The sequence below is a fragment of the Paenibacillus dendritiformis genome, from assembly GCF_015845845.1.
In the GTDB taxonomy this organism is placed as follows: Bacteria; Bacillota; Bacilli; order Paenibacillales; family Paenibacillaceae; genus Paenibacillus_B; species Paenibacillus_B dendritiformis_C.
On record NZ_LDIG01000095.1, the window covers coordinates 1 to 23,949 of the forward strand.

Here is a 23,949-nt window from a genome sequence, read left to right on the forward strand (position 1 = left end):
GGAATATAACATGAACCGCCGTATACCGAACGGTATGTACGGTGGTGTGAGAGGTCGGGGGCTAGGCGCCCCCTCCTACTCGATTGCCCATTTTCAGATTTTCGAATCCGGATACGATTTGGTATACGCGTTGCCGCCGCCTTTGGACAACTCCGTCTTCCAGGAAGCGCGGACCCCCGCCCATTTCATGCCGAGCCAGGAGGCCGTAACGGCCAGTATCGTTCCCGCGATCATATCTGTCAGCCAATGAATGCCGAGGTAGAAGATCGAGAAGATGACGATAAGGGCGCTAATCGAGGTGAAGATCGCCCAACGGCGGTTGCCCGATTGCGACGCGAGCAGCGCCACCGTCACGGAAATCGACGTATGCAAGCTCGGGAAGCAGTTATCCAATCCGGATAATTGCCGATAGTTCTCTTCGAAGGACGGAAACACGTCCAGCATGCGGAACTCTACGGCGGCCGGCGGGTAGGACCATACTTCGTTCACCGGGAAGAACAGATAGAACGGGATGGCTACCGCGTAATTGATGATGACCGCATAGCATACCGCACGGGCCATGCGAAGATTATCTTTCGCGATATAGATGGCGATGGATCCGACAATGAGCGACTGGAAGACCACAATATAAAAGAAAGCGACGACCTGGGTAAGAAGCGGATGATGGAACAGCTTCTGGATGCTGTGCACGAATTGGCCCTCCAGCTGATGAATATGGGAGGTAAAGTCCCAATTGACGGCCAGCGCTTTTTCGATAGTCAGCTCAAAATTGTTCACGAGCAAGATAAGGATGAGAGCAATAAAAGCGAACAGGAAAGAGCGGGAATGCCGCAAAGCCTGATAAAATGCAGAGACGACAGCCAGCGGCTGCTTGCCTGATCCGAACCATAGCAGCAGGATAACGACCGCGATAGTCCATAAGGTGACCGTCTGCATGGAGTGAAATAATACCACAACTATCCCCCTATATAATTCCGGTAAACGGTTATTTAATTCATATAGTATACCATAAAGAGCAGGGGGAACATATGAACCCAGGCGACCATTTCTTGCGGCCGATGGTTCGGATCCTTATTTGTTGCGGCTCATGTTGACGCCGAATATGCCGCCGAGCGCGCCGCAGGCGAAGGCCGCGGCAACGAGAATCAGCTTCTGCAAGGTGATGCCGACATCCATGGCGAGAAAGCCGATAACGATCACAAGCATGGCGTAGCAAAAACCGGTCAGACCGCCATAGTACCAGCCTTTGCGCCCGCTGCGCCGGCCTGCCGTCCAGCCCCCGATAAAAAGAGCGATGATATGGACAAGATAAATATAGCCGAGCGTCTTATCCTCATTGGCGGAACTGGAGTAGAGCAGAACGGATAAGGCCAAGGCGCCCATGGCCATCCAGATAAATGAATTGACGATGCCGGCCAAAATGGGGTGATTCGGCTTCCATTGAGATACACGCTGCAATGCATTCATGATTGGAATTCTCCTTTCGGCTTGAATTATCGTTCCCGTGCGGGGATGGACAAATATATGCGTAGTACAGATCGTATGGGCAAGCAGATAGAAATAGTACAAGGCATAGACGAAAAATATAGAACGGCGTTATAATGTGTGAGCAAAAATATCGAATCCGACATGCAATGCCCGGATCCGAATTGAAGTTATTGCGCAGAGAGGGATGGAATGACATGGGACATGATGCGTCGACCTGGCAGGTCACGATCGCGGTAATTGTATTTCTGGTGACCTACGCCATCATTATTTCAGAAAAAATTAACCGGGCCATTATCGCCCTGCTTGGAGCGGCGGCGATGCTCGTGCTGCAAATCGTAGATGTGCACCGCGCGTTCACCGAGCATATCGAATGGAACACGATTTTCCTGCTGGTCGGGATGATGATACTGGTCGGGATTACGAACAAGAGCGGCATCTTTCAATATGCAGCCGTGAAGGCGGCGCAGCGAACCCAGGGCAGGCCGATCCGCATCCTGGTGATTCTGGCGGCCTTAACGGCGGTCGGGTCGGCTTTTCTGGATAACGTGACAACCGTGCTGCTGGTCGTGCCGATTACGTTTTCCATAACCCGGATGCTCAATATCAATCCGGTTCCGTTTCTGATCACGGAAGTTATCGCTTCGAATGTGGGCGGCACCGCGACCTTGATCGGCGACCCGCCGAATATTATGATCGGGTCTGCGAACCCGCATTTGACTTTCAATATGTTTTTGATCTATTTGGCCCCGGTCATCGTGGTGATCATGGCTGTGATGCTTGCGTTGCTCGTCTTTATATACCGAAAGCAGTTGAAGGTCACGGACAGTCAGCGCCATGCCTTGATGCAGTTGTCGGCGGAGTCGTATATTTCGGACAAGCGGCTCGTAAGGAAATCGGTCACGATCCTCGTATTGACAATCTTGGGCTTCGTGCTTCACTCGGCCATTCATGTGGAGCCGGCGGTCATCGCGATGGCCGGAGCTACGCTGCTGATGCTCATCGGCCTGAAGGGCGAAGAAGAACTGGAAGAAGCGCTTCATCGGGTGGAATGGGTGACCATCTTGTTCTTCATCGGCCTGTTCATCCTCGTGGGGGGGCTGATCGAAGTCGGCGTCATCAATCAATTGGCTCAATGGATGTTGAGCGTCACGAGCGGCGATATGACGCGTACCGCCATGTTCGTGCTCTGGGGCTCGGGAATCGCGTCGGCGACGATAGACAATATCCCTTTTGTGGCGACGATGATTCCGCTCCTGCAGGATGTCGGGAGCCAGATGGGCATTACCGATCCGAACCAATTGAATCCTCTCTGGTGGTCACTGGCGCTGGGCGCTTGCCTGGGCGGCAACGGCACCTTGATCGGCGCATCGGCGAACGTGATTGTGGCAGGAATGGCGCAGCGCGAGGGACATGGCTTCGGCTATATGGATTTTCTCAAAATCGGGGCTCCGCTGACGCTCTTGTCGTTGGCGATTTCCACCGTCTATATTTTCCTTTTCATCTTGTAATCGTTCGGGGAAAGGGACTTCTTGGAACAACGGTTAACCGGATTGTAAGATGCAGGATGGGAACATTTCGATAAGAAAAAGCTGCATGCCTCGCGAAGCCCGGGGCCAGAATACACGTACTGGCACACCGAAAATGGCACCGGGAGGCGTTGCTAATGGAAGTCTGGACTCTCGTATTGCGCACGATCCTGATGTATATTGTTGTCTTCGTCGTGCTTCGTCTAATGGGCAAAAGAGAGATCGGCAAGCTGTCCGTCTTCGATGTCGTCATCTCCATCATGATCGCGGAGATTGCGGTCTTTGTCATCGAAGACGGCAAGAAGCCGCTATGGCAGGGGCTGGTCCCGATCATCGTTCTTATTATCATTCAGATCAGCGTGGCTTACATAGCCTTGAAGAGCCAATGGATAAGACATTTATTCGATGGCAAGCCTAGCATTATCATCAAGAACGGCCAGCTTGACCGCCCGGAGATGGCGCGGCAGCGGTACAATCTGGACGACCTGATGCAGCAGCTCCGCGAGCAGGGCGTGGATAATATCGGAGATGTTCGCTACGCGATTCTGGAGGCGAACGGTAAGCTGACCGTCTTCCTGAAACAGGACTCGGACACCCCGACCGCCAACGAAGCCCAGAGCGGCGCCCAGCAATCGGGCGGCCTACTGGAGGAGGATTATGCGGGGGATACGAAAGGTCCCGGCCCGGTTACCGCCGGCAGCTCAGCCTCCTCGCCGGGCCGCCGCAAGAAGGCCAAAAAGCAGCGCCCCGCCTTGCGCAAGCCGGAGCGTTACCATTTCACGACATTGCCGCTGCCGCTGATTATGGATGGCAAGGTGCAGGATCATAACCTGTCGACCATCAATAAGACGCGCTTCTGGTTGAAAAATCAGCTTGCGTTGAAAGGCGTCAACGAATTTAAAGACGTTTTTTTCTGTTCTATCGATCATCGGGGCCACTTATTCGTGGATCGGAAGCATAAGTAGCGTGAACCGGATGATTATTTGCGATGCGGCTTCGGCGGCAGCCAATGCCGGACCAGCGGAAGCCGCGTCACATCATCGCGGTTGATGAGGCCCATAATAATAAGCAGCAGCAGATAGACAATGACCCCCGCCGTCCCCGCAGCGGCAAAGCGCAGCAGACCGTAGCCTTCCGGCAGCGGAGCGCGCACATAGACCGCCTGAATGCAGCCTGCCATAATCACCATGGCAGCCCCTACCTTGATGAAATCGAGCCATGGCATCTTCAATTGAAGATGGCGGATGACGCTCCCCGCATGGAGCAGCGTGACGACGACAATATTGATGCATATCGCGATAATTGCTCCATAAATGCCCAATTGAGGCTGAGAAGCCAACTGAATAATGAGCAGAAGCTTCAGGGCGGCTCCGATAAATGTGTTGACGAGGGCGGTTCCCGGGCGCTCCAGGGCCTGCAGCGCAGCCTGCAGCGGCGCCTGCAAGTAGATGAAGACCGCGATCGGAGCCATCCACCGCAGCATCGGCGCGACGCTGGCATCGTTATAGAGCAGCACGCATAGCGGAAGCGCGAGCACGAACATCATCACGGCGAACGGAGCTCCGCATACGAGCGCCAGCCGGAGCGCCTGGTGTATCCGCTTGTGAATCGTGCGCATGTCATTGCGGCCGAGCGCCTCGGATAACGAAGGCACGAGAGAGACGGCGAGGGAATAGGTTAGCGCTCCGGGCAGCGCCAATATCGGGATAATCATCCCCTGCAGGGCCCCGTACTGCGCCGTCGCAATCGCGGTGAGAACGCCGGCCGCCGCCAGGCTGCGGGCGATTGCAATCGACTCGAGCAGGTAGGACAGCGAGCCGATAAGCTTGCCTCCCGTCACGGGCAGCGCGATGCGGAGCAGACGGGGAGCCACCTTGGGCGCAGCCCCTTGCTCCGGCGGCTGTGGCGAATCCGGAGCCCCGGCGCCTCTCTCCTTCGGCTTGCGCGCGGAGCGCATCAGGAAGACGAGGACGAGCAGCCCGCCGAGCTCGCCCACGACGACGCCGACCATGGCCCCCGCCGCAGCCCATTCCAGCCCGTAAGGGAGGAACAGATAGGCGAAGCCAATGACGGCCACGATGCGGATGAACGTCTCCGTCACTTGGGATACGGCGGTCGGAACCATATTTTGCATGCCTTGGAAATAGCCGCGGAGCACCGCGGAGATGGCGACCATCACGATGATAGGCGTCATGACAAGGAATGTATAGTACACCCGGCTATCCGTCAGAACGCGGGTCGTAATCCAGGGCGCAAGCAACAGACAGGCGGCGGAGAAGACGATGCCCGCGCTGACGGTCAGCTTCATCGCTACCGATAAAATGCGCCGCACGCGGGCGCGGTCCCCGACCGAGTCCGCCTCGGCGACCAGCTTCGCTACGGCGAGCGGAACGCCGCCTGTAATTAAGGTGATGATGACGAGCAGGAAAGGATAGCCGAGCTGGTAGATTCCCACCCCTTCCGCTCCGATGATGCGCGGAAGAGTAACGCGCGGAATGAACCCGAGTATCCTATTGACAATGCCTGCGGCCAATAAAATCAGCGTTCCCTGTATGAATGACTGCTTCTTCACGTTCCGATCATCCCTCTTCCCCTGAAGACTTGTCTACCTGATATAACCATAAATATGCGGTTGTCCCTATTCCATGACGATTGGCTTGTACCGATGGAAGCGAAAAGTCAGGGGAGGCAATGATTGCTATGGTATGCGAAGCAGGAATTGCGTGAAGGAGCGCGAATAATAGATAGACACGGAAGGGAGTGAGCGGCGTGTCTGAGCCATGGACGGAACAGGAGCGGGTCGAGGCGATCGAAATGTGCTGTGAGAGCAAGGCGGAAGAACTAAGGCTGCTCGGCTACGAGCAGGTAACGGGGAAGGATGTATGGGAATGCGTCAGCGCCAAGTATAAAAAAGAGGATGCTGAGCCGGCCATGCATCAGGTAGTCAATGATATTTTGTCATTGAAAGCAACGCAATTCATGAACTTTATGACGATGGCGGCTTATCGCGGGTCTCCCTTTTTATAAGGCGAGATTTTTTTATGCCATGATCACAAAAATTGACTCGAAAAATGACGGTCGATATAATAGGAATATTGAATATGAAAGGGGAATAGGGACGATATGAAAAGGGTGTTAGCATTTCTGCTCATCGTTGTCGTATCGCTAGGTGTCGTTGTCTGGACTAGCCCTTCGATCGTCAACAACATACGTCTCGGACTCGATCTCAAGGGCGGCTTCGAGATTCTATACCAAGCCTCTCCGCTGGAATCGGGCGGGAAAGTGACTAACGATGCGCTTAAACAGACCGCCAAAAGTCTGGATAAACGGATTAACGCAACCGGTACGAGCGAACCGGAGATTACGATTGAAGGCTCCGACCGGATCCGCGTCAAGATTGCGGATGTTCAGAACGAAGAAGAGGTGCGGAAGAAGCTGAAAGAGCCGGCTGTTCTTACGTTCCGCAGCTCTGAAGGCTGTAAAGACGCGTCCGACTACTGCAAGATTGAACTGAAAGGAACGGACTTCGTCGAGGGCGGAGCGAGCGTCGTATTTGACGAGCTGCAGCGTCCGATCGTAGCGATTAAGCTGAAGGATGCGAGCAAATTCGCCGAAATTACAAAACGTCTCGCCGGTCTGTATGATCCGGATCCGACTAAAGCGCGGAACCATCTGGCGATTTTCATGGATGACACCCTCATCTCCGATCCGTCCGTCAATTATGAGATTCCAGGCGGGGAAGCGACGATTACCGGCCAGCGCACGAAGGAAGAAGCGAACGAGCTGAAGGATACGATCAATCTCGGCTCCTTGCCGCTCAAGCTGACCGAGAAATACTCGCAGACCGTTACGGCTACGCTTGGCAAGATGTCGCTGGAGCAGACAGTGAAGGCCGGAATTATCGGCACGGCGCTGATTCTGTTATTTATGCTTGTCATCTACCGGCTGCCTGGCGTCATTGCCAGCGTCTCGCTGATTCTGTTTACATGGATTCTGCTGATTGTCTTCTGGCTGTCCGAGATTACGCTGACCCTGCCGGGCATTGCGGCTTTCATTCTCGGTCTCGGCATGGCCGTCGACGCGAATATTATTACCTATGAACGGATTAAGGAGGAGCTGCGCAGCGGCAAGTCGATCAAATCCGCGATGAAGGCGGGCTCCAAGAACTCGTTCCGTACGATTATGGACGCGAACATCACGACCATTATTGCCGGCGTCGTCATGTACATTTTGGGCGAGAGCCAAGTCAAGGGCTTTGCGCTCATCCTGATGATGACGGTTATCGTCAGTATTTTGACGAACGTATTCCTCTCCCGCGTCATGCTGCATGCGCTGGTCAAAGCGAACGTGCTGTCCAAACCGGGATATTTCGGCGTGAAGGAGAGTGAAATCCGTGCGCTTTAAAGGAACGTTCAACTTTGTTCATTCCAGCAAATACTTCTTTATTTTCTCGATCATTATTACGATTGTCGGCGCCATCTCGCTCGGCGTGCTCGGCCTGAACTACGGGGTAGACTTCAGCTCGGGCACGAACGTGGACATTACGCTCTCGAAGCCGGTGGAGAAGGCCCAGATCGAGCAGATGCTGGAGCCGTACCAATTGAAGAAGGAGCCGACCATTACGATGGGCAGCGACCGGGTGACGATCCGGTTCACGGAAGTGTTGACCGAGCAGATGGAGAACCAGTTCAAGGCCGATTTCAAAAAGCTGGACGCGGGCGCTTCGTTCGAAATCAATACGGTCGATGTCGAGATTGCGCGGGAGCTGCAGCGGAATGCCTTGCTCGCGGTCCTGATCGCGAGCATCGGCATCATTATCTATATCAGCATCCGCTTCGAATGGCGCTTCGCCATCTCGGCGGTCGTCGCCTTGCTGCATGATGCGTTCATGGTTATCAGCATTTTCTCGATATTCCGGCTTGAGGTCAATCTGCCGTTCATTATCGCGGTGCTGACCATCATCGGGTATTCCATCAACGATACGATCGTTATCTTTGACCGGATTCGGGAGAATATGAGATTTGCCAAGATCAAGAATATTCATGACCTTTCCCGTCTCGTGAACGACAGTATTTATCAGACGCTGACCCGTTCCATCAATACGGTGTTGACCGTTCTCGTGGCGGCCCTCTGTCTGTTTATTTTCGCGAGCGAGTCGATCCGCATGTTCTCGCTGGCCATCCTGGTCGGCTTGGCATTCGGCGCTTATTCCTCCATCTTCATCGCGAGCCCGCTGTGGGTCGTCCTGAAGAGCAAGGAGAAGAACAAGTCCAAGTCTCCGGCGAAGCCGAAGCAGGCATAACCGCCAACTTCAAGCCGAAGGATGCGGCGGCCATGGAGCGGGCCCCGGCTTGGCTTCCTTGCCGCAGCCTGCGGCGCAAGCATAAAGATGAAGCCGCGTCAGTACAGGATGCTGACGCGGCTTTGATGTTGCAAGCAAGAATAGACTCATGCGAAGTCGAATCCGCAATAAGAATGAAAAAATGAATTGCGAGGGTTGCGACATGACGACCGATCGGTTTGCAAGGGCCGAGGCAGGGGCGTGGATGGGAATTATAGGAAATCTGCTGCTCGCCCTGCTCAAAGGGATCGCCGGCTTCTTCGCGGGCAGTCAGGCGCTCATTGCGGATGCTTGGCACTCCGCCTCGGATGTGGCGGGATCCGGCGCCGTCCTTGTCGGCTTGAAGGCAGCGAAGCGCCCTCCGGACAAGGATCATCCATATGGACACGGCAAAGCGGAATCCATCGCGGCCATTATCGTCTCGGTGCTGCTGCTCGTCGTCGGGCTGGAGCTCGCCGTCTCGGCCGTGAAATCGGTATGGCAAGGGCAGATGGATATCCCGAAATGGTACGCTCTCGCCGCGATTATGGTGTCTATCGTGGTGAAGGAAGCGATGTTCCAGTACAAGTTCCGGCTGGGCAAGCGCTTATCGTCGCAAGCTCTGATTGCGAACGCATGGGAGCATCGTTCCGATGTCTATTCCTCCATCGCGGCGCTTATCGGGGTAGGAGCCGCGATGCTCGGCGGGATGTATCATATCGAATGGCTGCTGTATCTCGATCCGGCGGCCGGATTTATCGTGGCGCTTCTTGTGCTGCATATGGGAACCAGACTGGTGAAGGTAGCGATTCACTCGACGATGGACCATGTGCTTCATGAGGAAGAGGCGAATCCGCTTATCCGGGCCGTGCAGTCGGTCAACGGCGTTATTACCGTCGACAATCTGCGGGCGCGGGAGCTTGGCCATTATGTTATCGTCGATGTTAAAATCAGTGTAAACCCCCGCATATCGGTGGCGGAAGGCCATGCGATTGCGAAGCGGGTCAAAAATCATTTAATGCAGCGTTTTTTGCATGTGGCAGACGTATTTGTCCATGTGAACCCGTTCGACACCGGCAATCCGTACCGGATTCCGGAAAATAACGGAGAGTCCACGCTGCTGCAATGAGGATGTTAAAGGAGTGGGAGGATGCTTCATCCACGCTCCCGGTGGATCTGCTCTGACGTGCCGGATACCGGCATCGACCAGCTGGCCCAGGAAGCCCGGGTCTCGAAGCTGGTCGCCCGTATGCTGGCCGTACGGGGGATTGCGGACGCGGAGCAGGCACACCGGTTTTTGCATGCGGATATTGATGAGATGCACGATCCATATTTATTGGCGGGAATGGAAGACGCGGTGGCCCGAATCCGGACAGCGCTGGAGAACCGCGAGCGCATTCGTATTTATGGCGATTACGATGCGGACGGAGTTTCGAGCACATCGCTTATGATTTACTTGATGAGGCACCTGGAGGCGGATTTCGATTATTATATCCCGCACCGGGCCAACGAAGGGTACGGCCTGAACAAGGCGGCGCTGGACGCTGCGAAGGCTTGCGGCGTCACTCTCGTCGTAACGGTCGATACCGGGATTAGCGCCGTGGAAGAAATCGCTTATGCCCGCGAACTCGGAATCGACATCGTGGTGACCGATCATCATGAGCCTCCGGAGCAGCTTCCGGATGCCTGCGCCCTGGTCAATCCGAAGCTGCCGTATTGCCCTTATCCGTTCAAAGGGCTGGCCGGTGTCGGCGTAGCCTTCAAGCTGGCGCACGCGCTGCTCGGACGGATTCCGGAGGAGTGGCTGGAGCTGGCAGCCATCGGCACCGTCGCCGATCTGATGCCGCTGCTCGATGAGAACCGTATTCTCGTGCGGGCGGCTCTGCAGCGGATGAAGCGTTCCCGCTATGCCGGGATTCGGGCGCTGCTTCAAGTGTGCAGCATCGATCCGAAGGAAGTGACCTCGACGCATATCGCCTTTTCGATGGCTCCGCGAATCAATGCCAGCGGCCGGCTCGATCACGCCGACATCGCGGTCCAACTGCTGACGGCGGAAGACGACGCGGCGGCCGAGGCGTTCGCCTGGGAGCTGGATCGGTTGAACAAGGAGCGGCAGAAGATCGTCGACGGGATCGTCAAGGAGGCGGAAGCGCAGCTGGCAGAGAAGATGGAGGAGACGGGCGAGCCTCCTCATGTCATTGTCTTGGCCGCGGAGGGCTGGAATGTCGGGGTGATCGGCATCGTCGCTTCCAAAATCCTCGAAAAATATTACCGCCCGACCTTCGTGCTCGGTATCGATGGCGAGACGGGATTATGCAAGGGCTCGGCCCGATCGATCCCGGGCTTCGATCTGTACGAGGCGATGCAGGCGTGCGGCGAGCTGTTCGAGCATTATGGCGGCCATCAGGCCGCGGCAGGCATGACGATTCAGGCAGACAAGCTCGCGGAGCTTGAGCGGCGCTTGCAAGAGATTGCGGAGGGAATACTGACAGAGGAGCACTTCTTTCCTTGCGTCGAAGTGGATGCGGAATGCGGCTTGAGTGAGATCACGCTGGAAGTCATCGACCAACTCGAGCAATTGGCCCCGTTCGGCATGGGCAATCCGAGCCCCCGGGTCGTCATCCGCAACGCGCGGGTGCGCGAGATCCGGACGATGGGCAAGGAAGGCCAACATTTGAAGTTGATGTTGAGCCAAGACCGTGCTACATTGGATGCGGTAGCTTTTCACCGGGGAAGCTTGGCCCGGAGGATTGCGAGTGACGTGAAGGCGGATGTGCTGGGCGAACTGTCCGTCAACGAATGGAACGGCCGGCGCCGAACGCAGCTGTTCATGCAGGATATCCGCATCCAAGAACGGCAGCTGTTCGATTTGCGGGGGATTCCGGATGCTTGGGAGACCGCCGTGCAGCTTGCGCGCATATTGGAGCAGGACGGAGACGGCGCTAGCGTGCTTGTCACGACCCGTGAGCAGGCGGGCATGCATGCCGCGGAATCCTTCGCGTGGCTGTACAGCGACGAGGAGGACGGACCGGTCGTCGTTCCGGGCGCGTGGCGGGGAGACGAGCCGTTCATTGCCGCGATGTCGGAGCGCGTTCGCGAGATGGTGCTGTTCGGGATGCCGCCATCGGAGCAGGATTGGAGCCGGTTAATCCGCCAGCTTCGCCATATGGAACGGCTGCATGTCGTGCTGCCCCGCGAACCGATCGGAGGACGGCTTCATATGCCGACCCGCGATCGAATCAAGCGGGCATATGCGGAATTGAGACGGGTACATACATGGACCAATGAACCCGAGCCGATGCGGTCGCTGGCCAAGCGCGTCAACCTGTCCCTGCGGGAATTCATGCTGCTGCTCGATATGTTCAAGGAGCTGCAATTTTTAACTTGCACTCATCATAAACATACAACGACATTCGAAATGGCGGCACAGCCGGCGAAGACCTCGTTGGAAGCTTCCCAACGTTACCGGGACTGGGCAGCCGCAGCAGCCTGGGAGCGGCGCTGGTACGAGCCCGCGACTGACGCGTTCGCGGCATGGCTGTGGTCCTGCTGGGACGAAGACCGCGATGTTTCATTACTTAGGAGGAGTTCAGATGGATTTTAAATCGTATATTCGGGTCATTCCCGATTTTCCTCAGCCGGGAATCAGCTTCAAAGATATTACGACGCTGCTGAAGGACGGCTCGGCTTATCAGGCCGCGATCGCCGCAATGAAGCAGATGGTCGAGGATAAGCAAATTGATCTGATTGCCGGTCCGGAGGCGCGCGGGTTCGTCGTGGGCGCTCCGCTCGCCTTGGCGATCGGGGCCGGCTTCGTTCCGATTCGCAAGAGCGGCAAGCTGCCGGGCGAGACGATCGAAGCGGGCTATGCGCTGGAATACGGCAGCGACAAGCTGGCTATGCACAAGGACGCGATCAAGCCGGGGCAGAAGGTGCTGATTGCCGACGATCTGCTGGCGACCGGAGGCACGATCTCGACGGCCGTCAATCTGGTGCGCCAGCTTGGCGGAGAAGTGGTCGGGGCATTGTTCCTGATCGAGCTGAGCGACCTGAACGGACGCGGCAAGCTGCCGGACATTGACGTGCGTTCCCTGGTGACTTACTGATAAGCGAGGAAGTCAAAAACCCCCTGAATCGGGCTTCTGCCCGTTCCAGGGGGCTTTCTGCATGCATCAGGCTTGCTCGTTAGACCAGCCCAGCTTGTCGATGATGATAAAGAACAGATTGAGCACGATGCCGAGCACCGTGGCCAGCGCCATGCCCTTCAGCTCCACAGCGCCCAGCTTCAAGGTGGCGCCGCTGATGCCGATGACGATGATAAGCGTTGTCAGCAGCAGATTTTTCGGCTTGCCGTAATCGACCTTGGCATCGACGAGCACCCGAAGTCCGGATGCCGCGATAACCCCGAACAGCAGCAGGGATACGCCGCCCATGACGGGAACCGGGATGTTGGCGATGAGGGCCGAGACTTTGCCGAAGAAGGACATGATGATGGCGATGACCGCTGCGCCGCCGATGACATATACAGAATAGACGCGGGTAAGCGCCATGACGCCGATGTTCTCTCCATATGTCGTGTTCGGCGTGGAGCCGAAGAAGCCCGAGAAGATAGTCGAGAGCCCGTTGCCGAGCAGGGAGCGGTGAAGCCCCGGATTTTTCGACAGATCGCTGCCTACAATATTGCTGGTTACCATCAAATGGCCGATATGCTCCACGACGACGACCAGTGCCGCAGGCACGATAATCGCGATCGCCGTCCAGTTGAATTCAGGGAATGTGAACGTTGGCACTTTGAACAGCGCGGCCTCCCGGACCGGATTCATGCTGACCACGCCCATGAAGTAAGCGACGACGTAGCCGGTAATGATACCGATAAGAACGGGAATGATTTTGAAGAAGCCGCGGAAGAGCACGTTCCCGAGCACGGTGACGCCGAGCGTGACGCAGGCGAGCGTAATGGCAGTCGGGTCAAGCGCGGCTCCCGGAGCGGACGGAATAAATCCCGACATCCCGGCAGCGACCGGAACAAGCTCGAGGCCGATGACGGCGACGATGGCTCCCATGGCGGCCGGCGGGAAGAGCACATCCAGCCAGTGAGTGCCGACCCACTTCACGATAAGCGCAACCGCGACGAAGATGAGTCCGCATACGATGAAGCCCGACAGCGCTTGGGCATAGCTCCCGCCATTGCCGGTGAGAACGACCGTAACCGGAGAAATGAACGCAAAGCTCGATCCGAGAAAAGCAGGGATCAGCCCCCGGCACAGCACAAGATAGAAGATGGTGCCCAATCCGTTCATGAGCAGTACGATGCCCGGATCGACGTGGAACAGGTTCGGTACCAGCACGTTCGATCCGAACATGGCGAACATGTGTTGGATGCTTAGCAGCAGTCCGGGCCCGAAAGCCGGTTTTTCATGCACTTGAATTTCGCGTTGCAAGTCGAATGCACTCCTTTAATATGAAATTGTCGCAATCCGTTTCTGGATAGTATCCCTTAGACCCAACTATATAATTTACATGCTATTCGGCCTGTTTTTCAACAACATTTTTGTGATGGGGCAATAAATTGGAGAAAAATCCGAGTTATTTCGAATGAAAAACCTAATTTTCGACAAGAAAAGACAATGGTGATCGTGAAAGCCCAGGGAGACCATTGACGGGAGACACCGAATAAAGGCATAATTAAAGGATATAAATCTTAGTCTGGGAGATTATGATCCCCGACGGAAGAAAGGAACCGAAACGACTCCAATGGGCATCGAGCATTTATTAGAGAAGGCCTCGGCGTATATGAAAGAATCGGATCTGGATCGCGTCCGCGAAGCATATCTGTTCGCGGAGCAGGCTCATTCGGGGCAGGTCCGGAAATCCGGCGAACCTTATATATTGCACCCTCTGGCTGTGGCCGACATCGTGGTGGGCATGCAGATGGATCCGACTTCCGTCGTAGCCGCGCTGCTGCACGATGTCGTGGAAGACACGTCCGTCTCCCTGGAGGAAGTGCGCACCAAATTCGGAAATACATGCGCGATGCTGGTCGATGGATTAACGAAGCTTGAGCGGATTCAGTTCCGGTCCAAGGAAGAGCAGCAGAACGAGAATTACCGGAAAATGTTCGTGGCGATGGCCAATGATATCCGCGTTATCGTCATCAAGCTGGCCGACCGGCTTCACAATATGCGGACGCTGAAGTATCAATCGGAAGAGAGTCAACGGCGCATTGCCTACGAGACACTGGAAATCTTCTGTCCCATCGCTCACCGGCTTGGAATCTCGGCCATCAAGTGGGAGATGGAGGACATTGCGCTTCGCTATTTGAATCCGCAGCAGTATTACCGCATCGCCAACCTCATGCACAAGAAGCGCGCCGAACGGGAGCAGTACATTGCCGACGTCATCGCGCGCATTCAGGAGAAGCTGGAGGAGATGGGCATCACCGCCGATCTGTCCGGCCGACCGAAGCATATCTACAGCGTCTACAAAAAAATGACGGCCAAGAGCAAGCAATTCAATGAAATTTACGATCTGCTGGCGATTCGCATCATCGTCGACAATATAAAAGATTGCTACGCTACCCTCGGCATTATCCACACGCTCTGGAAGCCGATGCCAGGCCGGTTCAAGGACTACATTGCGATGCCGAAGACGAATATGTATCAGTCGCTCCATACGACCGTCATCGGTCCGACGGGGGAACCGACCGAGGTGCAGATTCGGACCTGGGAGATGCACCGCACGGCCGAATACGGGATTGCGGCCCACTGGGCTTACAAGGAGGGCGGATCCAATTCGGGCAGCTTCGAAGAGAAGATGACGTTCCTGCGCGAAATTCTCGATTTGCAGCAGGAGACGAACGACGCTCAGGAATTCGTCGAGTCGCTAAAAATGGATTTTTTCTCGGATTTGGTGTTTGTATTCACGCCCAAAGGAGAAGTCATCGAGCTTCCGTCCGGCTCCGTGCCGCTTGATTTCGCGTACCGCATCCATACGGAGGTCGGGAACCGGACGATCGGGGCGAAGGTGAACGGCCGCATCGTGCCGCTCGATCATCAACTGAAGACCGGCGATATCGTCGAGATATTGACATCGAAGCATTCTTACGGGCCAAGCGCGGACTGGGTCAAAATCGCGCAGTCTTCGCATGCGCGCTCCAAGATTAAGCAGTGGTTCAAAAAAGAGAAGCGCGAGGAGAACGTTCAAAAGGGACGCGAAGGGATCGAACGGGAATTGAAGCGGCTGGGGCTGGAGCCTTCGGCCTGGATGACCGACGACAAGCTGCTTGAGGTCGCGAAGAAATTCACCTTCAACGATATCGAGGACATGATGTCCGCAATCGGCTTCGGCGGCATTACCGCCTCCCAGATCGTGACCCGCTTGACGGAGAAGCTGCGCAAGGAAACGGAAGAGGCCAATCAGATCGAATTGACTCACGAGGTCAAGGAAGTCAAGAAGGAGCCGGAGCGGAAAGCCCGTCCCGCCCATGGCGTCAGAGTCGAAGGGATCGACAATCTGCTCGTTCGGTTCGCCCGCTGCTGCAATCCGGTGCCTGGCGACGAGATTGTCGGGTATGTCACCCGCGGAAGGGGCGTCTCGATTCACCGCGCCGACTGCCTGAACATCCCGACGACGATCGACGGGGAAGAGGCGGAACGGATTATCGATGTGCAGTGGGGCGATTCCTCCGAGGCGAATTACAGCGTCGACATCGAGATTACCGGGATGGATCGGAGAGGCTTCCTCAACGAGGTGCTGCAGGCCGTCTCCGAGAGCAAGACGAATATCGCCGCTGTGTCGGGCCGTTCGGATCGCAACCGGCTGGCGATGATTCATATGACGATTCTTATCCGCAATACCGACCATCTCCATTCGGTGGTCGAGAAGATTAAGCGTGTGAAGGACGTGTATACGGTGCAGCGGATCATGCAATGAACTCGCTGCACTTTTTTGGCATGTTAAGAGGCAGTTCAACTGCAGGAAGGGATGATAGGCAAGCATGCGAATCGTGGTTCAGCGATGCAAGGAAGCGGCGGTAACGGTTGAGGGAGAGACGGTCGGGAGCATCGGCCCGGGCTTGATGCTGCTCGTCGGCGTGACGCATGAGGATACGGAGCAGGACGTCATCTGGGCGGCTGACAAAATTGCCGGGCTGCGGATCTTCGAGGATGAATCCGAGAAGATGAATCTGTCGGTCCGGGATATCGGCGGCGCGATATTGTCCGTCTCGCAATTCACCCTGTACGGCGACTGCCGCAAAGGGCGGCGTCCCAACTTCATGGCTGCCGCCCGTCCCGAGCAGGCGGAGCGGCTCTACGACAGCTTCAATGAGCGGCTGCGCGGGCTGGGGCTCGCCGTGGAGACCGGCCGCTTCGGAGCGATGATGGATGTGTGGCTCGTGAACTGGGGGCCGGTGACGCTCATCGTGGACAGCCGGGAGTAGTCTCGCGTTGGACAAGCCTTGTCCCGCCAGCTTGAGGAGAACGCGGGCGGAAGCGCGGAATAATTGATCGCGGGCGCGGCTCATACTAGGGAGGAACCCTGCGCGTGCTGCCCTGCCCGGCCGGATGCTTCGCTTGGCATCCGGGACCGGCCGGCAGCTGCGGAAAGGAGCCGTATCGTGCGACAATCTTTGCAGCAGCTCGCGATCCAGTACAGCACCTGGGCAGCCGTTCAATCCGTCAAGGAAGCGGCTGCGCTTATGCGGGAGGAGCAGGCCGAGCAGGATGCCCTTCGCCGCCAAGGAGCCAATGTAAAGCGATAGCCGCGGTCATTCGATGCCCGGTCTTCTTCCATCAGGAAGGGACCGGGCATTGCTGTCTGTTTCGCCGGCTGGGGCGCCGGGGTATAAAGTCGTACGGAAGGACTTCCGCCAGCAATCCGCCTCTTCATCTTGCGGCGCATCATCGCACCGGATGAGGAGAGGGTGACAAAATAACGATACCAGAAGACGGCGAGGTGACGGAAGATGAAACGAATTCAGGCATACACGCGGACGGAGGACGATGCAGAGACGCTGCGCACACGGCTTACCGCGGCCGGCGCGGCAAATATCGAGGTCGGGGAATTGGGAGGCCCGCTTGGCAGCAAGCAGATGCTGTTCGCACCGTTCATAACCGGCAATGCGAATGGGTCCGCTTATAACGGCGGCATCTCCGCCGTAGGTCCGGGCGGCATCGTGACGACCCGCGACGACGGGCAGGAGGCGCTCACGACGACTCCGGCCACGGATTTGACCGATAACGAAGGAGGAGCCGATACCGCTTCCTCCGAACGCATGGAGCCGCCGGACGGGCTGCGCTATGTCGTCACCGCGAAGGTGGATGAAGCGGACTATGATGCTGCCGCGCGGCTCATCCGCGAGAACGGCGGATATTTCGATCCGGGAGAAGAGGGCTAATATCTTCCCTTTATTTCGGAAAGTCAATATGATAGGATAAGGACTGGCGCCCGCATGGTTGGGCGCCTTTTTGGGACGAAGAGCCAACTTGGGCCTTATGAGGGGGAGCTTGCAGGAAAATGCGCATTACATTAATCGCCAATGAAGCGGCGTTTGAACGTTCGCTTATTCATATTGTTCAATTGTTCATCGAGCAGCCGGAGGTTACGTATCAGGTCAGCCTGCAGCCGGAAGCAGAGCGGGCGGAGGAAGCCGAGGCGGTCATCCGTCTCGCGCAGACCGAGCCGGAGGGCGGGCTCGCGCCCGAATCGTTCCCGCTTGCGGCACCGGGGCGGGTTTGCGTCCGCGCTGCGCTGGAGCGGAAGGACGGCTCTCCGGTGGAAGCTGTCAATGAACGTCCGGTTCCTGCGGAAGCGACCTATGAGCAGTACCGCAAACAGGTAAAGAATGCCTTCTCCCATGCGCTGCTCCAGGTGCTGACCGCATGGACCGGCATCGAGCAGCCATGGGGCATTCTGACCGGCGTCCGCCCGACGAAGCTGATGCATGATGCCCGGCGGCGCGGGCTGTCGCAGGACGAAGCGAAGAAGATGCTTCGCGAAGAATATTTGATTACGGACAGCAAGATCGCGCTGATGGAACAGATCGTGGAACGCCAGTTGACGGCACTGCCCGATTTGGATCAGCTTCAGCACCAGTTAAGCATTTATATCGGAATCCCGTTCTGTCCGACCAAATGCGCCTATTGCACCTTCCCGGCGTACGACATCAACGGGCGTCAAGGCTCGGTCGATTCGTTCCTTGGCGGCCTTCACTATGAAATGCGCGAGATCGGACGCTTCCTGAAGGAGCGGAATATTCCGATCACGACGATTTACTATGGCGGCGGGACCCCGACCAGCATCACTGCGGAAGAGATGGACATGCTGTATGAGGAAATGATGACCTCCTTCCCGAATGTGGAGCAGGTGCGTGAGATTACCGTCGAGGCGGGACGCCCGGATACGATCACGCCGGAGAAGCTGGAAGTGCTGCGGAAATGGAATATCGACCGCATCAGCATCAACCCGCAGTCTTACATTCAGGAGACGCTTGATATTATCGGCCGCCATCACAGCGTGGAAGAGACCGTGGAGAAATATAAGCTGGCGCGCGAGCTCGGCATGAACAATATCAATATGGATCTCATTCTCGGACTGCCGGGGGAAGGGACGGCGGAGTTCGCCCATACACTGCGGGAGACGGAACGGCTCATGCCGGAATCGGTAACGGTCCATACGCTGTCGTTCAAGCGCGCTTCCGAGATGACCCGCCACCGCGGGGAGGAGAAATTCAAGGTGGCCGACCGGGAAGAGGTCGAGCGGATGATGACGATGGCGGCGGAATGGACGGGGGCTCACGGCTATGTTCCGTATTATTTGTACCGCCAAAAAAATATACTCGGCAACCTGGAAAATGTCGGCTATGCGCTGCCGGGCACCGAGAGTCTGTACAATATCCTCATTATCGAAGAAATTCAATCGATTCTGGGATTGGGCTGCGGCGCATCCTCCAAATGGGTGCATCCGCGCACCGGGGCGATTACGCGCTTCGCCAACCCGAAGGAACCGAAAGTATACAATGACAATTATGTCGAAGTGACGCGCAAAAAAATAGAAATGATGAAGGAATTGTTCAAAGAAGCCTAAAGGAAACGTTTGCTTTTTTGTAATCTGTTTGTAATCTTTGCTTCATGTTCCTTTAATATTTGCGACCTATACTGAATGCATGACCCCCTTTTTAATATATTCTTTTGCTGGACCTACATCTGATGTAGGTTTTTTTCTTGACTTTAGCGTGTTACATCCTTACAATGTTCTTTATATTTGACATACCAACCGATTCAATGACGGGAACAAGTAACCCGCCCCACATGCGCAGAGAGAGGTTCCTTGGCTGGAAGAACCTTGATGATGGACGGACGAAGGACATCCCCGAGAACCGGCGGCGAACTCCATTCGGAACGGAATGGATGGGTAGCCGTTCGGCGCCTGGCGTGCGTTATACGTAAATGAAGCGCGGGAAGCGATCCGGAGGCGAGTGCCGGCGAAGGAGAGCGGACAGCGGAATGTGGGTGGCACCACGGGTGATTGGAATCGACAACCAACTCTCGTCCCTTAGCAAATGTTACATTTGCGGGACGGGAGTTTTTTATTTTCAGGAAGCAGGCAGGAGGAGGAAGAACATGGCTTACCAGAAGCCGACAGGCACGCAGGATCTGCTGCCGGGCACCGTCGAAATATGGCAGACGGTCGAGCGCAAAGCCCGCGATTTGTGCCGTCGATTCAACTACAAGGAAATCCGGACCCCGATATTCGAGCAGACCGAGCTGTTCGAGCGCGGCGTCGGCGAGACGACGGATATCGTGGAAAAAGAAATGTATACGTTCAAGGACAAGGGCGATCGCAGCATGACGCTGCGTCCGGAAAATACGGCAGGCGTCGTACGCTCCTATGTGGAGAACAAGCTGTATGGCGAGCCGGATGTGACGAAGCTCTATTATATCGGGCCGATGTTCCGTTACGAGCGGCCGCAAGCGGGACGCTACCGCCAGTTCCATCAATTCGGCGTGGAGGCGTTCGGGGCTGCGGATCCGAGCCTGGATGCGGAGATTATCGCGCTCGGGTATGAATTCATGAAGGAGGTCGGTCTGACCGGCGTCCGCGTGGAGATCAATTCGGTCGGCAACGCGCCGAGCCGCGCGGCTTACCGGGAGCGTCTGCTGCAATTTTTGGAGCCGATGAAGGAATCGCTGTGCAAGGACTGCCAGTCCCGGATGGAACGCAATCCGCTGCGCGTGCTCGACTGCAAGGTCGATCAGGACAAATTCGGCGATGCGCCTTCCATTCTGGACAGCCTGGATGAAGAATGCGCGACCCATTTTGCCAAGGTGAAGCAGTATTTGTCGGCGATGGGGGTCGACTATGAAGTGAACCACCGCCTCGTTCGCGGACTCGATTATTATACGCATACGGCCTTCGAGTACAAGGCGCAGGGCATCGGCGCCATCGATACGGTCGGCGGCGGCGGCCGCTACAACGGCCTGGTGGCGGATATCGGCGGGCCGGATCAGCCAGGCATCGGCTTCGGCATCGGGCTCGAACGAATCGCGCTATTGCTGGAAAAGCAGGGCGTCGACTGCAACGAGGCGTCCCCGCTCGATATTTATCTGATCGGTCTCGGCGAGCAGGCGGAGGCCGAGGTGACGAAGCTGCTGAACGATCTGCGGCGCGAAGGACTGGCGGCCGAGAAGGATTACCAGGGCCGCAAGATGAAGGCGCAGATGAAATCGGCCGACCGCATGCAGGCGCGTTACGCCGGGATACTGGGCGATGACGAGCTGTCCCGGGGCGAGATTGCGCTGAAGGAGCTGGCCACCGGGGAGCAGCGGTTCGTGCCGCTGGCCGAATTGGCGCGGCAGTTGAAGCAGGCTTGACCTGATGAGGAGCCGCGTGCTGGCAAGAGGCAGACAATGCAAGAAACATAGATGAAGAAGATAGATTATGAGGAGAGTGGAGTTCATGATGTATAAGACGCATTCCTGCGGAGACATAACGAAGGCCCGCATCGGAGAGACCGTCACTTTGAACGGCTGGGTGCAGCGCCGGCGGGATTTGGGGGGCGTATTGTTCGTCGATCTGCGCGACCGCACCGGTCTCGTGCAAATTGTATTCAACCCGGAATTTTCAAGCCAAGCCCATGAGATTGCCGATCGCTTGCGCAATGAATTCGTCGTGGCGGTGAGCGGACAAGTCGTGCTGCGCGACCCCGAGACGGTCAATCCGAACCTGCCGACAGGCGACGTCGAAGTTCGCGTGACGGAGATTGAAATATTGAACGGGGCCAAAAACCCGCCGTTCTTCATTGAAGACGGCATCGAAATCGACGAGTCGCTTCGCCTTCGCTACCGTTACCTGGACCTTCGCCGTCCGGAAATGCAGCGCACCCTGAAGCTGCGCTCCAAAGCGTCGAAAGTGATTCGCGATTTCCTGGACGAACAGGACTTCGTCGAGGTGGAGACGCCGATTCTGACGAAGAGCACGCCGGAAGGGGCACGGGATTATCTCGTGCCGAGCCGCGTGCATCCGGGCGAATTTTTCGCGCTGCCGCAATCCCCGCAGTTGTTCAAGCAGTTGTTGATGGTATCGGGTCTGGAGCGCTACTACCAGATCGCCCGCTGCTTCCGCGACGAGGATCTGCGCGCCGATCGCCAGCCGGAGTTCACGCAAGTCGACATCGAGACGTCCTTCCTGTCCGAGGAGCAGCTCCAGACCATGATGGAGCAGTTGATGGTCCGCCTGTTCAAGTCGACGATCGGCGTCGACATTCCGGCGCCGTTCCAGCGTATCACGTATCAGGAAGCGATGGAGAAATACGGCTCGGATAAGCCGGACCTGCGCTTCGGCCTGGAACTGGTCGACGTCTGCGATCTCGTGGCGAACAGCGGCGTCAAAGTATTCGCTTCCGTCATCGAGAAGGGCGGCGTCGTCAAAGTGCTGAACGCCAAAGGCTGCGGCACATGGAGCCGCAAAGATATCGACGATCTGGGGCCGTATGCCGCGCGCTACGGGGCCAAGGGCCTGGCGTGGATTCAAGTGAAGGACGGCGAGTTCCGCGGTCCGATCGTCAAGTTCATGAGCGAGGAAGAAATCGCCGCCCTGCGCGAGCGCACAGGCGCCGAGGACGGAGACCTGCTGCTGTTCTCCGCCGATACGCGCAAGGTCGTCTACGATGTGCTCGGCAACCTGCGCCTCTATATCGGACGCAGACTGAATCTGATCGACGACAGCGCGTTCAAGTTCGCCTGGGTCGTCGACTTCCCGCTGCTGGACTATGATGAGGACGAGAAGCGCTATGTGGCGGCGCATCATCCGTTCACCCGCCCAAAAGACGAAGACCTGCATCTGTTCGATTCGGATCCGGGCCAGATCCGGGCTCAGGCGTACGACCTCGTGCTGAACGGCTACGAAGTCGGCGGCGGCTCGCTGCGGATCTACAAGCGCGACGTGCAGGAGAAAATGTTCACGGCGCTCGGCTTCTCTCCGGAAGAGGCGCAAGAGAAGTTCGGCTTCCTGCTGAACGCGTTCGAATACGGCACGCCGCCGCACGGCGGGATCGCCCTCGGTCTCGATCGTCTGATCATGCTGCTGGCAGGCCGCACGAATCTTCGCGAGACGATTGCGTTCCCGAAAACGGCCAGCGCGGTCGATCTGATGATGGACGCGCCGAACGTCGTGGAGCCGGCTCAATTGGAGCAGCTTCATATCAAATCGACCTTCAAGAAGAAGGACAAGAAAGAAGAGCAATAATTCGCCCGCTGCTTCGAGCAGCTTGAACGAACGCCCCTTGCCGATCTATGCTATATAGCAGGCGGCCAGGGGCGTTGCCATTATACTCGGGCAATAGGCCCGCAGGAGGAATAGCTGATGTTGCATCAATTTTCGCGTACAGAATTAGCCATCGGCCCGGAAGGGCTGGACAAGCTGAAGAACAGCACCGTCGCCGTGCTCGGCATCGGCGGCGTCGGCGGCATCGCGGCGGAAGCGCTGGCGCGCACGGGCATCGGGCGCATCATCATGATCGACAAGGATGTCGTCGACATCACGAATGTGAACCGCCAGATTCACGCCTTGACGACGACGGTCGGACAGAAGAAGGCGGAACTGATGCGGGAGCGGATCAAGCTCATCAATCCGGAGTGCGACGCCATCGCGCTGAATATGTTCTATACGGAAGAGACGTATGAGGAGCTGTTCGCCTACGATCTCGATTATGTCGTGGACGCTTCGGACACGATCTCTTATAAAATTCACCTCATTAAGGAATGCTTGCGCCGCAACATCCCGATTATCTCAAGCATGGGAGCGGCCAATAAAATGGATCCGACGCGCTTCCAGGTGGCGGACATCTCGAAGACGACCGTCGATCCGATCGCGCGCGTCATCCGGCAGAAGCTGCGCAAGGACGGCATCAAAAAAGGAGTCAAGGTCGTCTTCTCGACCGAGGAGCCGTTGAAACCTCGGGTTGACGTGACCGAGAAGATCGTTCCGGAGACGGCGCCGGATATCCGCAAGGCGAAGCAGCCGCCGGCCAGCAATTCCTTCGTTCCGCCGGTGGCGGGGCTGATCATGGTCAGCGTCGTCGTCCGCGATCTGCTTACTACGTTAGAATCACGGTGA

General features: G+C 56.7%; 20 protein-coding genes. 16 read left to right on the forward strand and 4 right to left on the reverse strand.

Annotated elements, in window-relative coordinates:
• Positions 1-93: 93 nt before the first annotated feature.
• Both ABD76_RS07600 and ABD76_RS07605 read right to left on the reverse strand, forming a co-directional pair.
• Complete coding sequence (locus ABD76_RS07600) at positions 94-954, reverse strand: phosphatase PAP2 family protein (protein ID WP_197255670.1); 861 nt, start codon at positions 952-954, stop codon at positions 94-96.
• Positions 955-1,071: 117 nt separating this feature from the next.
• Positions 1,072-1,467, reverse strand: a complete 396-nt coding sequence (locus ABD76_RS07605) for a TIGR04086 family membrane protein (RefSeq protein WP_197255672.1) — start codon at positions 1,465-1,467, stop codon at positions 1,072-1,074.
• 215 nt (positions 1,468-1,682) lie between these two features.
• Between ABD76_RS07605 and ABD76_RS07610 the strand changes: the two genes are divergently transcribed.
• Both ABD76_RS07610 and ABD76_RS07615 read left to right on the forward strand, forming a co-directional pair.
• Positions 1,683-2,996, forward strand: coding sequence for an ArsB/NhaD family transporter (locus tag ABD76_RS07610; RefSeq protein ID WP_197255674.1), 1,314 nt, complete (start codon positions 1,683-1,685; stop codon positions 2,994-2,996).
• A gap of 155 nt (positions 2,997-3,151) precedes the next feature.
• Positions 3,152-3,979, forward strand: a complete 828-nt coding sequence (locus tag ABD76_RS07615; RefSeq protein ID WP_197255676.1) for a DUF421 domain-containing protein — start codon at positions 3,152-3,154, stop codon at positions 3,977-3,979.
• A 14-nt stretch (positions 3,980-3,993) separates the two neighbouring features.
• Here ABD76_RS07615 and spoVB read toward each other — a convergent pair whose 3' ends face one another.
• On the reverse strand, positions 3,994-5,586 hold the full coding sequence (spoVB, locus tag ABD76_RS07620) for a stage V sporulation protein B (protein WP_197255678.1): 1,593 nt from the start codon (positions 5,584-5,586) through the stop codon (positions 3,994-3,996).
• Positions 5,587-5,828: 242 nt separating this feature from the next.
• Here spoVB and ABD76_RS07625 point away from each other — a divergent pair, with 242 nt between their 5' ends.
• From ABD76_RS07625 to ABD76_RS07650, 6 genes are all read left to right on the forward strand, one after another.
• Positions 5,829-6,041 carry a post-transcriptional regulator gene (locus tag ABD76_RS07625; RefSeq protein WP_172879099.1) on the forward strand — a complete coding sequence of 71 codons (213 nt, stop codon included), beginning with the start codon at positions 5,829-5,831 and terminating at the stop codon, positions 6,039-6,041.
• A 96-nt stretch (positions 6,042-6,137) separates the two neighbouring features.
• Positions 6,138-7,418, forward strand: coding sequence for a protein translocase subunit SecD (gene secD / locus ABD76_RS07630; RefSeq protein ID WP_197255680.1), 1,281 nt, complete (start codon positions 6,138-6,140; stop codon positions 7,416-7,418).
• Positions 7,408-8,316 (forward strand): protein translocase subunit SecF, encoded by a 909-nt coding sequence (gene secF / locus ABD76_RS07635; protein WP_197255682.1) that lies wholly within the window; start codon positions 7,408-7,410, stop codon positions 8,314-8,316. The genes secD and secF overlap by 11 nt, the downstream gene beginning before the upstream one ends.
• A 202-nt stretch (positions 8,317-8,518) precedes the next feature.
• Positions 8,519-9,463, forward strand: coding sequence for a cation diffusion facilitator family transporter (locus tag ABD76_RS07640; protein ID WP_197255684.1), 945 nt, complete (start codon positions 8,519-8,521; stop codon positions 9,461-9,463).
• Between the two features lie 21 nt (positions 9,464-9,484).
• Positions 9,485-11,938, forward strand: coding sequence for a single-stranded-DNA-specific exonuclease RecJ (gene recJ / locus ABD76_RS07645; RefSeq protein ID WP_197255686.1), 2,454 nt, complete (start codon positions 9,485-9,487; stop codon positions 11,936-11,938).
• Positions 11,928-12,440 (forward strand): adenine phosphoribosyltransferase, encoded by a 513-nt coding sequence (locus ABD76_RS07650; protein ID WP_197255688.1) that lies wholly within the window; start codon positions 11,928-11,930, stop codon positions 12,438-12,440. The genes recJ and ABD76_RS07650 overlap by 11 nt, the downstream gene beginning before the upstream one ends.
• Positions 12,441-12,506: 66 nt before the next feature.
• Here the strand turns inward: ABD76_RS07650 and uraA are convergent, their stop codons facing one another.
• Positions 12,507-13,775, reverse strand: a complete 1,269-nt coding sequence (uraA, locus tag ABD76_RS07655) for a uracil permease (RefSeq protein ID WP_197255690.1) — start codon at positions 13,773-13,775, stop codon at positions 12,507-12,509.
• Positions 13,776-14,088: 313 nt separating this feature from the next.
• Here uraA and ABD76_RS07660 point away from each other — a divergent pair, with 313 nt between their 5' ends.
• The 8 genes from ABD76_RS07660 to ABD76_RS07695 all read left to right on the forward strand — a co-directional run bounded on the left by ABD76_RS07660 (position 14,089) and on the right by ABD76_RS07695 (position 23,949).
• A complete protein-coding gene (locus ABD76_RS07660) occupies positions 14,089-16,266 on the forward strand; it encodes a RelA/SpoT family protein (protein ID WP_197255692.1) in 2,178 nt (725 codons plus the stop codon).
• 64 nt (positions 16,267-16,330) lie between these two features.
• The gene (dtd, locus tag ABD76_RS07665) at positions 16,331-16,774 is read left to right on the forward strand and encodes a D-aminoacyl-tRNA deacylase (RefSeq protein ID WP_197255694.1); all 444 of its coding nucleotides are present in this window, start codon (positions 16,331-16,333) and stop codon (positions 16,772-16,774) included.
• A 177-nt stretch (positions 16,775-16,951) separates the two neighbouring features.
• Entirely contained in the window at positions 16,952-17,095 is a 144-nt protein-coding gene (locus ABD76_RS07670) for a hypothetical protein (protein ID WP_197255696.1), read from the forward strand.
• 204 nt (positions 17,096-17,299) lie between these two features.
• On the forward strand, positions 17,300-17,731 hold the full coding sequence (locus ABD76_RS07675; RefSeq protein WP_197255698.1) for a flagellar basal body rod protein: 432 nt from the start codon (positions 17,300-17,302) through the stop codon (positions 17,729-17,731).
• A gap of 119 nt (positions 17,732-17,850) precedes the next feature.
• Positions 17,851-19,419, forward strand: a complete 1,569-nt coding sequence (locus ABD76_RS07680) for a coproporphyrinogen III oxidase (protein ID WP_197255701.1) — start codon at positions 17,851-17,853, stop codon at positions 19,417-19,419.
• Between the two features lie 536 nt (positions 19,420-19,955).
• A complete protein-coding gene (gene hisS / locus ABD76_RS07685) occupies positions 19,956-21,206 on the forward strand; it encodes a histidine--tRNA ligase (RefSeq protein WP_197255703.1) in 1,251 nt (416 codons plus the stop codon).
• Positions 21,207-21,291: 85 nt separating this feature from the next.
• A complete protein-coding gene (gene aspS / locus ABD76_RS07690) occupies positions 21,292-23,079 on the forward strand; it encodes an aspartate--tRNA ligase (protein WP_197255705.1) in 1,788 nt (595 codons plus the stop codon).
• A gap of 117 nt (positions 23,080-23,196) precedes the next feature.
• Positions 23,197-23,949, forward strand: a complete 753-nt coding sequence (locus ABD76_RS07695) for a tRNA threonylcarbamoyladenosine dehydratase (RefSeq protein ID WP_197255707.1) — start codon at positions 23,197-23,199, stop codon at positions 23,947-23,949.

Excerpts from the sequence above, each read along its gene's own strand:
- ABD76_RS07625 (WP_172879099.1), top strand. The coding sequence starts at position 5,829 with ATGTGCTGTGAGAGCAAGGCGGAAGAACTAAGGCTGCTCGGCTACGAG.
- ABD76_RS07680 (WP_197255701.1), top strand. The coding sequence starts at position 17,851 with ATGCGCATTACATTAATCGCCAATGAAGCGGCGTTTGAACGTTCGCTT.
- ABD76_RS07605 (WP_197255672.1), bottom strand. The coding sequence starts at position 1,467 with ATGAATGCATTGCAGCGTGTATCTCAATGGAAGCCGAATCACCCCATT.
- recJ (WP_197255686.1), top strand. The coding sequence starts at position 9,485 with ATGCTTCATCCACGCTCCCGGTGGATCTGCTCTGACGTGCCGGATACC.
- hisS (WP_197255703.1), top strand. The coding sequence starts at position 19,956 with ATGGCTTACCAGAAGCCGACAGGCACGCAGGATCTGCTGCCGGGCACC.
- ABD76_RS07675 (WP_197255698.1), top strand. The coding sequence starts at position 17,300 with ATGAAACGAATTCAGGCATACACGCGGACGGAGGACGATGCAGAGACG.
- ABD76_RS07650 (WP_197255688.1), top strand. The coding sequence starts at position 11,928 with ATGGATTTTAAATCGTATATTCGGGTCATTCCCGATTTTCCTCAGCCG.
- ABD76_RS07610 (WP_197255674.1), top strand. The coding sequence starts at position 1,683 with ATGGGACATGATGCGTCGACCTGGCAGGTCACGATCGCGGTAATTGTA.
- ABD76_RS07615 (WP_197255676.1), top strand. The coding sequence starts at position 3,152 with ATGGAAGTCTGGACTCTCGTATTGCGCACGATCCTGATGTATATTGTT.
- secD (WP_197255680.1), top strand. The coding sequence starts at position 6,138 with ATGAAAAGGGTGTTAGCATTTCTGCTCATCGTTGTCGTATCGCTAGGT.
- aspS (WP_197255705.1), top strand. The coding sequence starts at position 21,292 with ATGATGTATAAGACGCATTCCTGCGGAGACATAACGAAGGCCCGCATC.
- ABD76_RS07660 (WP_197255692.1), top strand. The coding sequence starts at position 14,089 with ATGGGCATCGAGCATTTATTAGAGAAGGCCTCGGCGTATATGAAAGAA.
- dtd (WP_197255694.1), top strand. The coding sequence starts at position 16,331 with ATGCGAATCGTGGTTCAGCGATGCAAGGAAGCGGCGGTAACGGTTGAG.
- ABD76_RS07640 (WP_197255684.1), top strand. The coding sequence starts at position 8,519 with ATGACGACCGATCGGTTTGCAAGGGCCGAGGCAGGGGCGTGGATGGGA.
- ABD76_RS07695 (WP_197255707.1), top strand. The coding sequence starts at position 23,197 with ATGTTGCATCAATTTTCGCGTACAGAATTAGCCATCGGCCCGGAAGGG.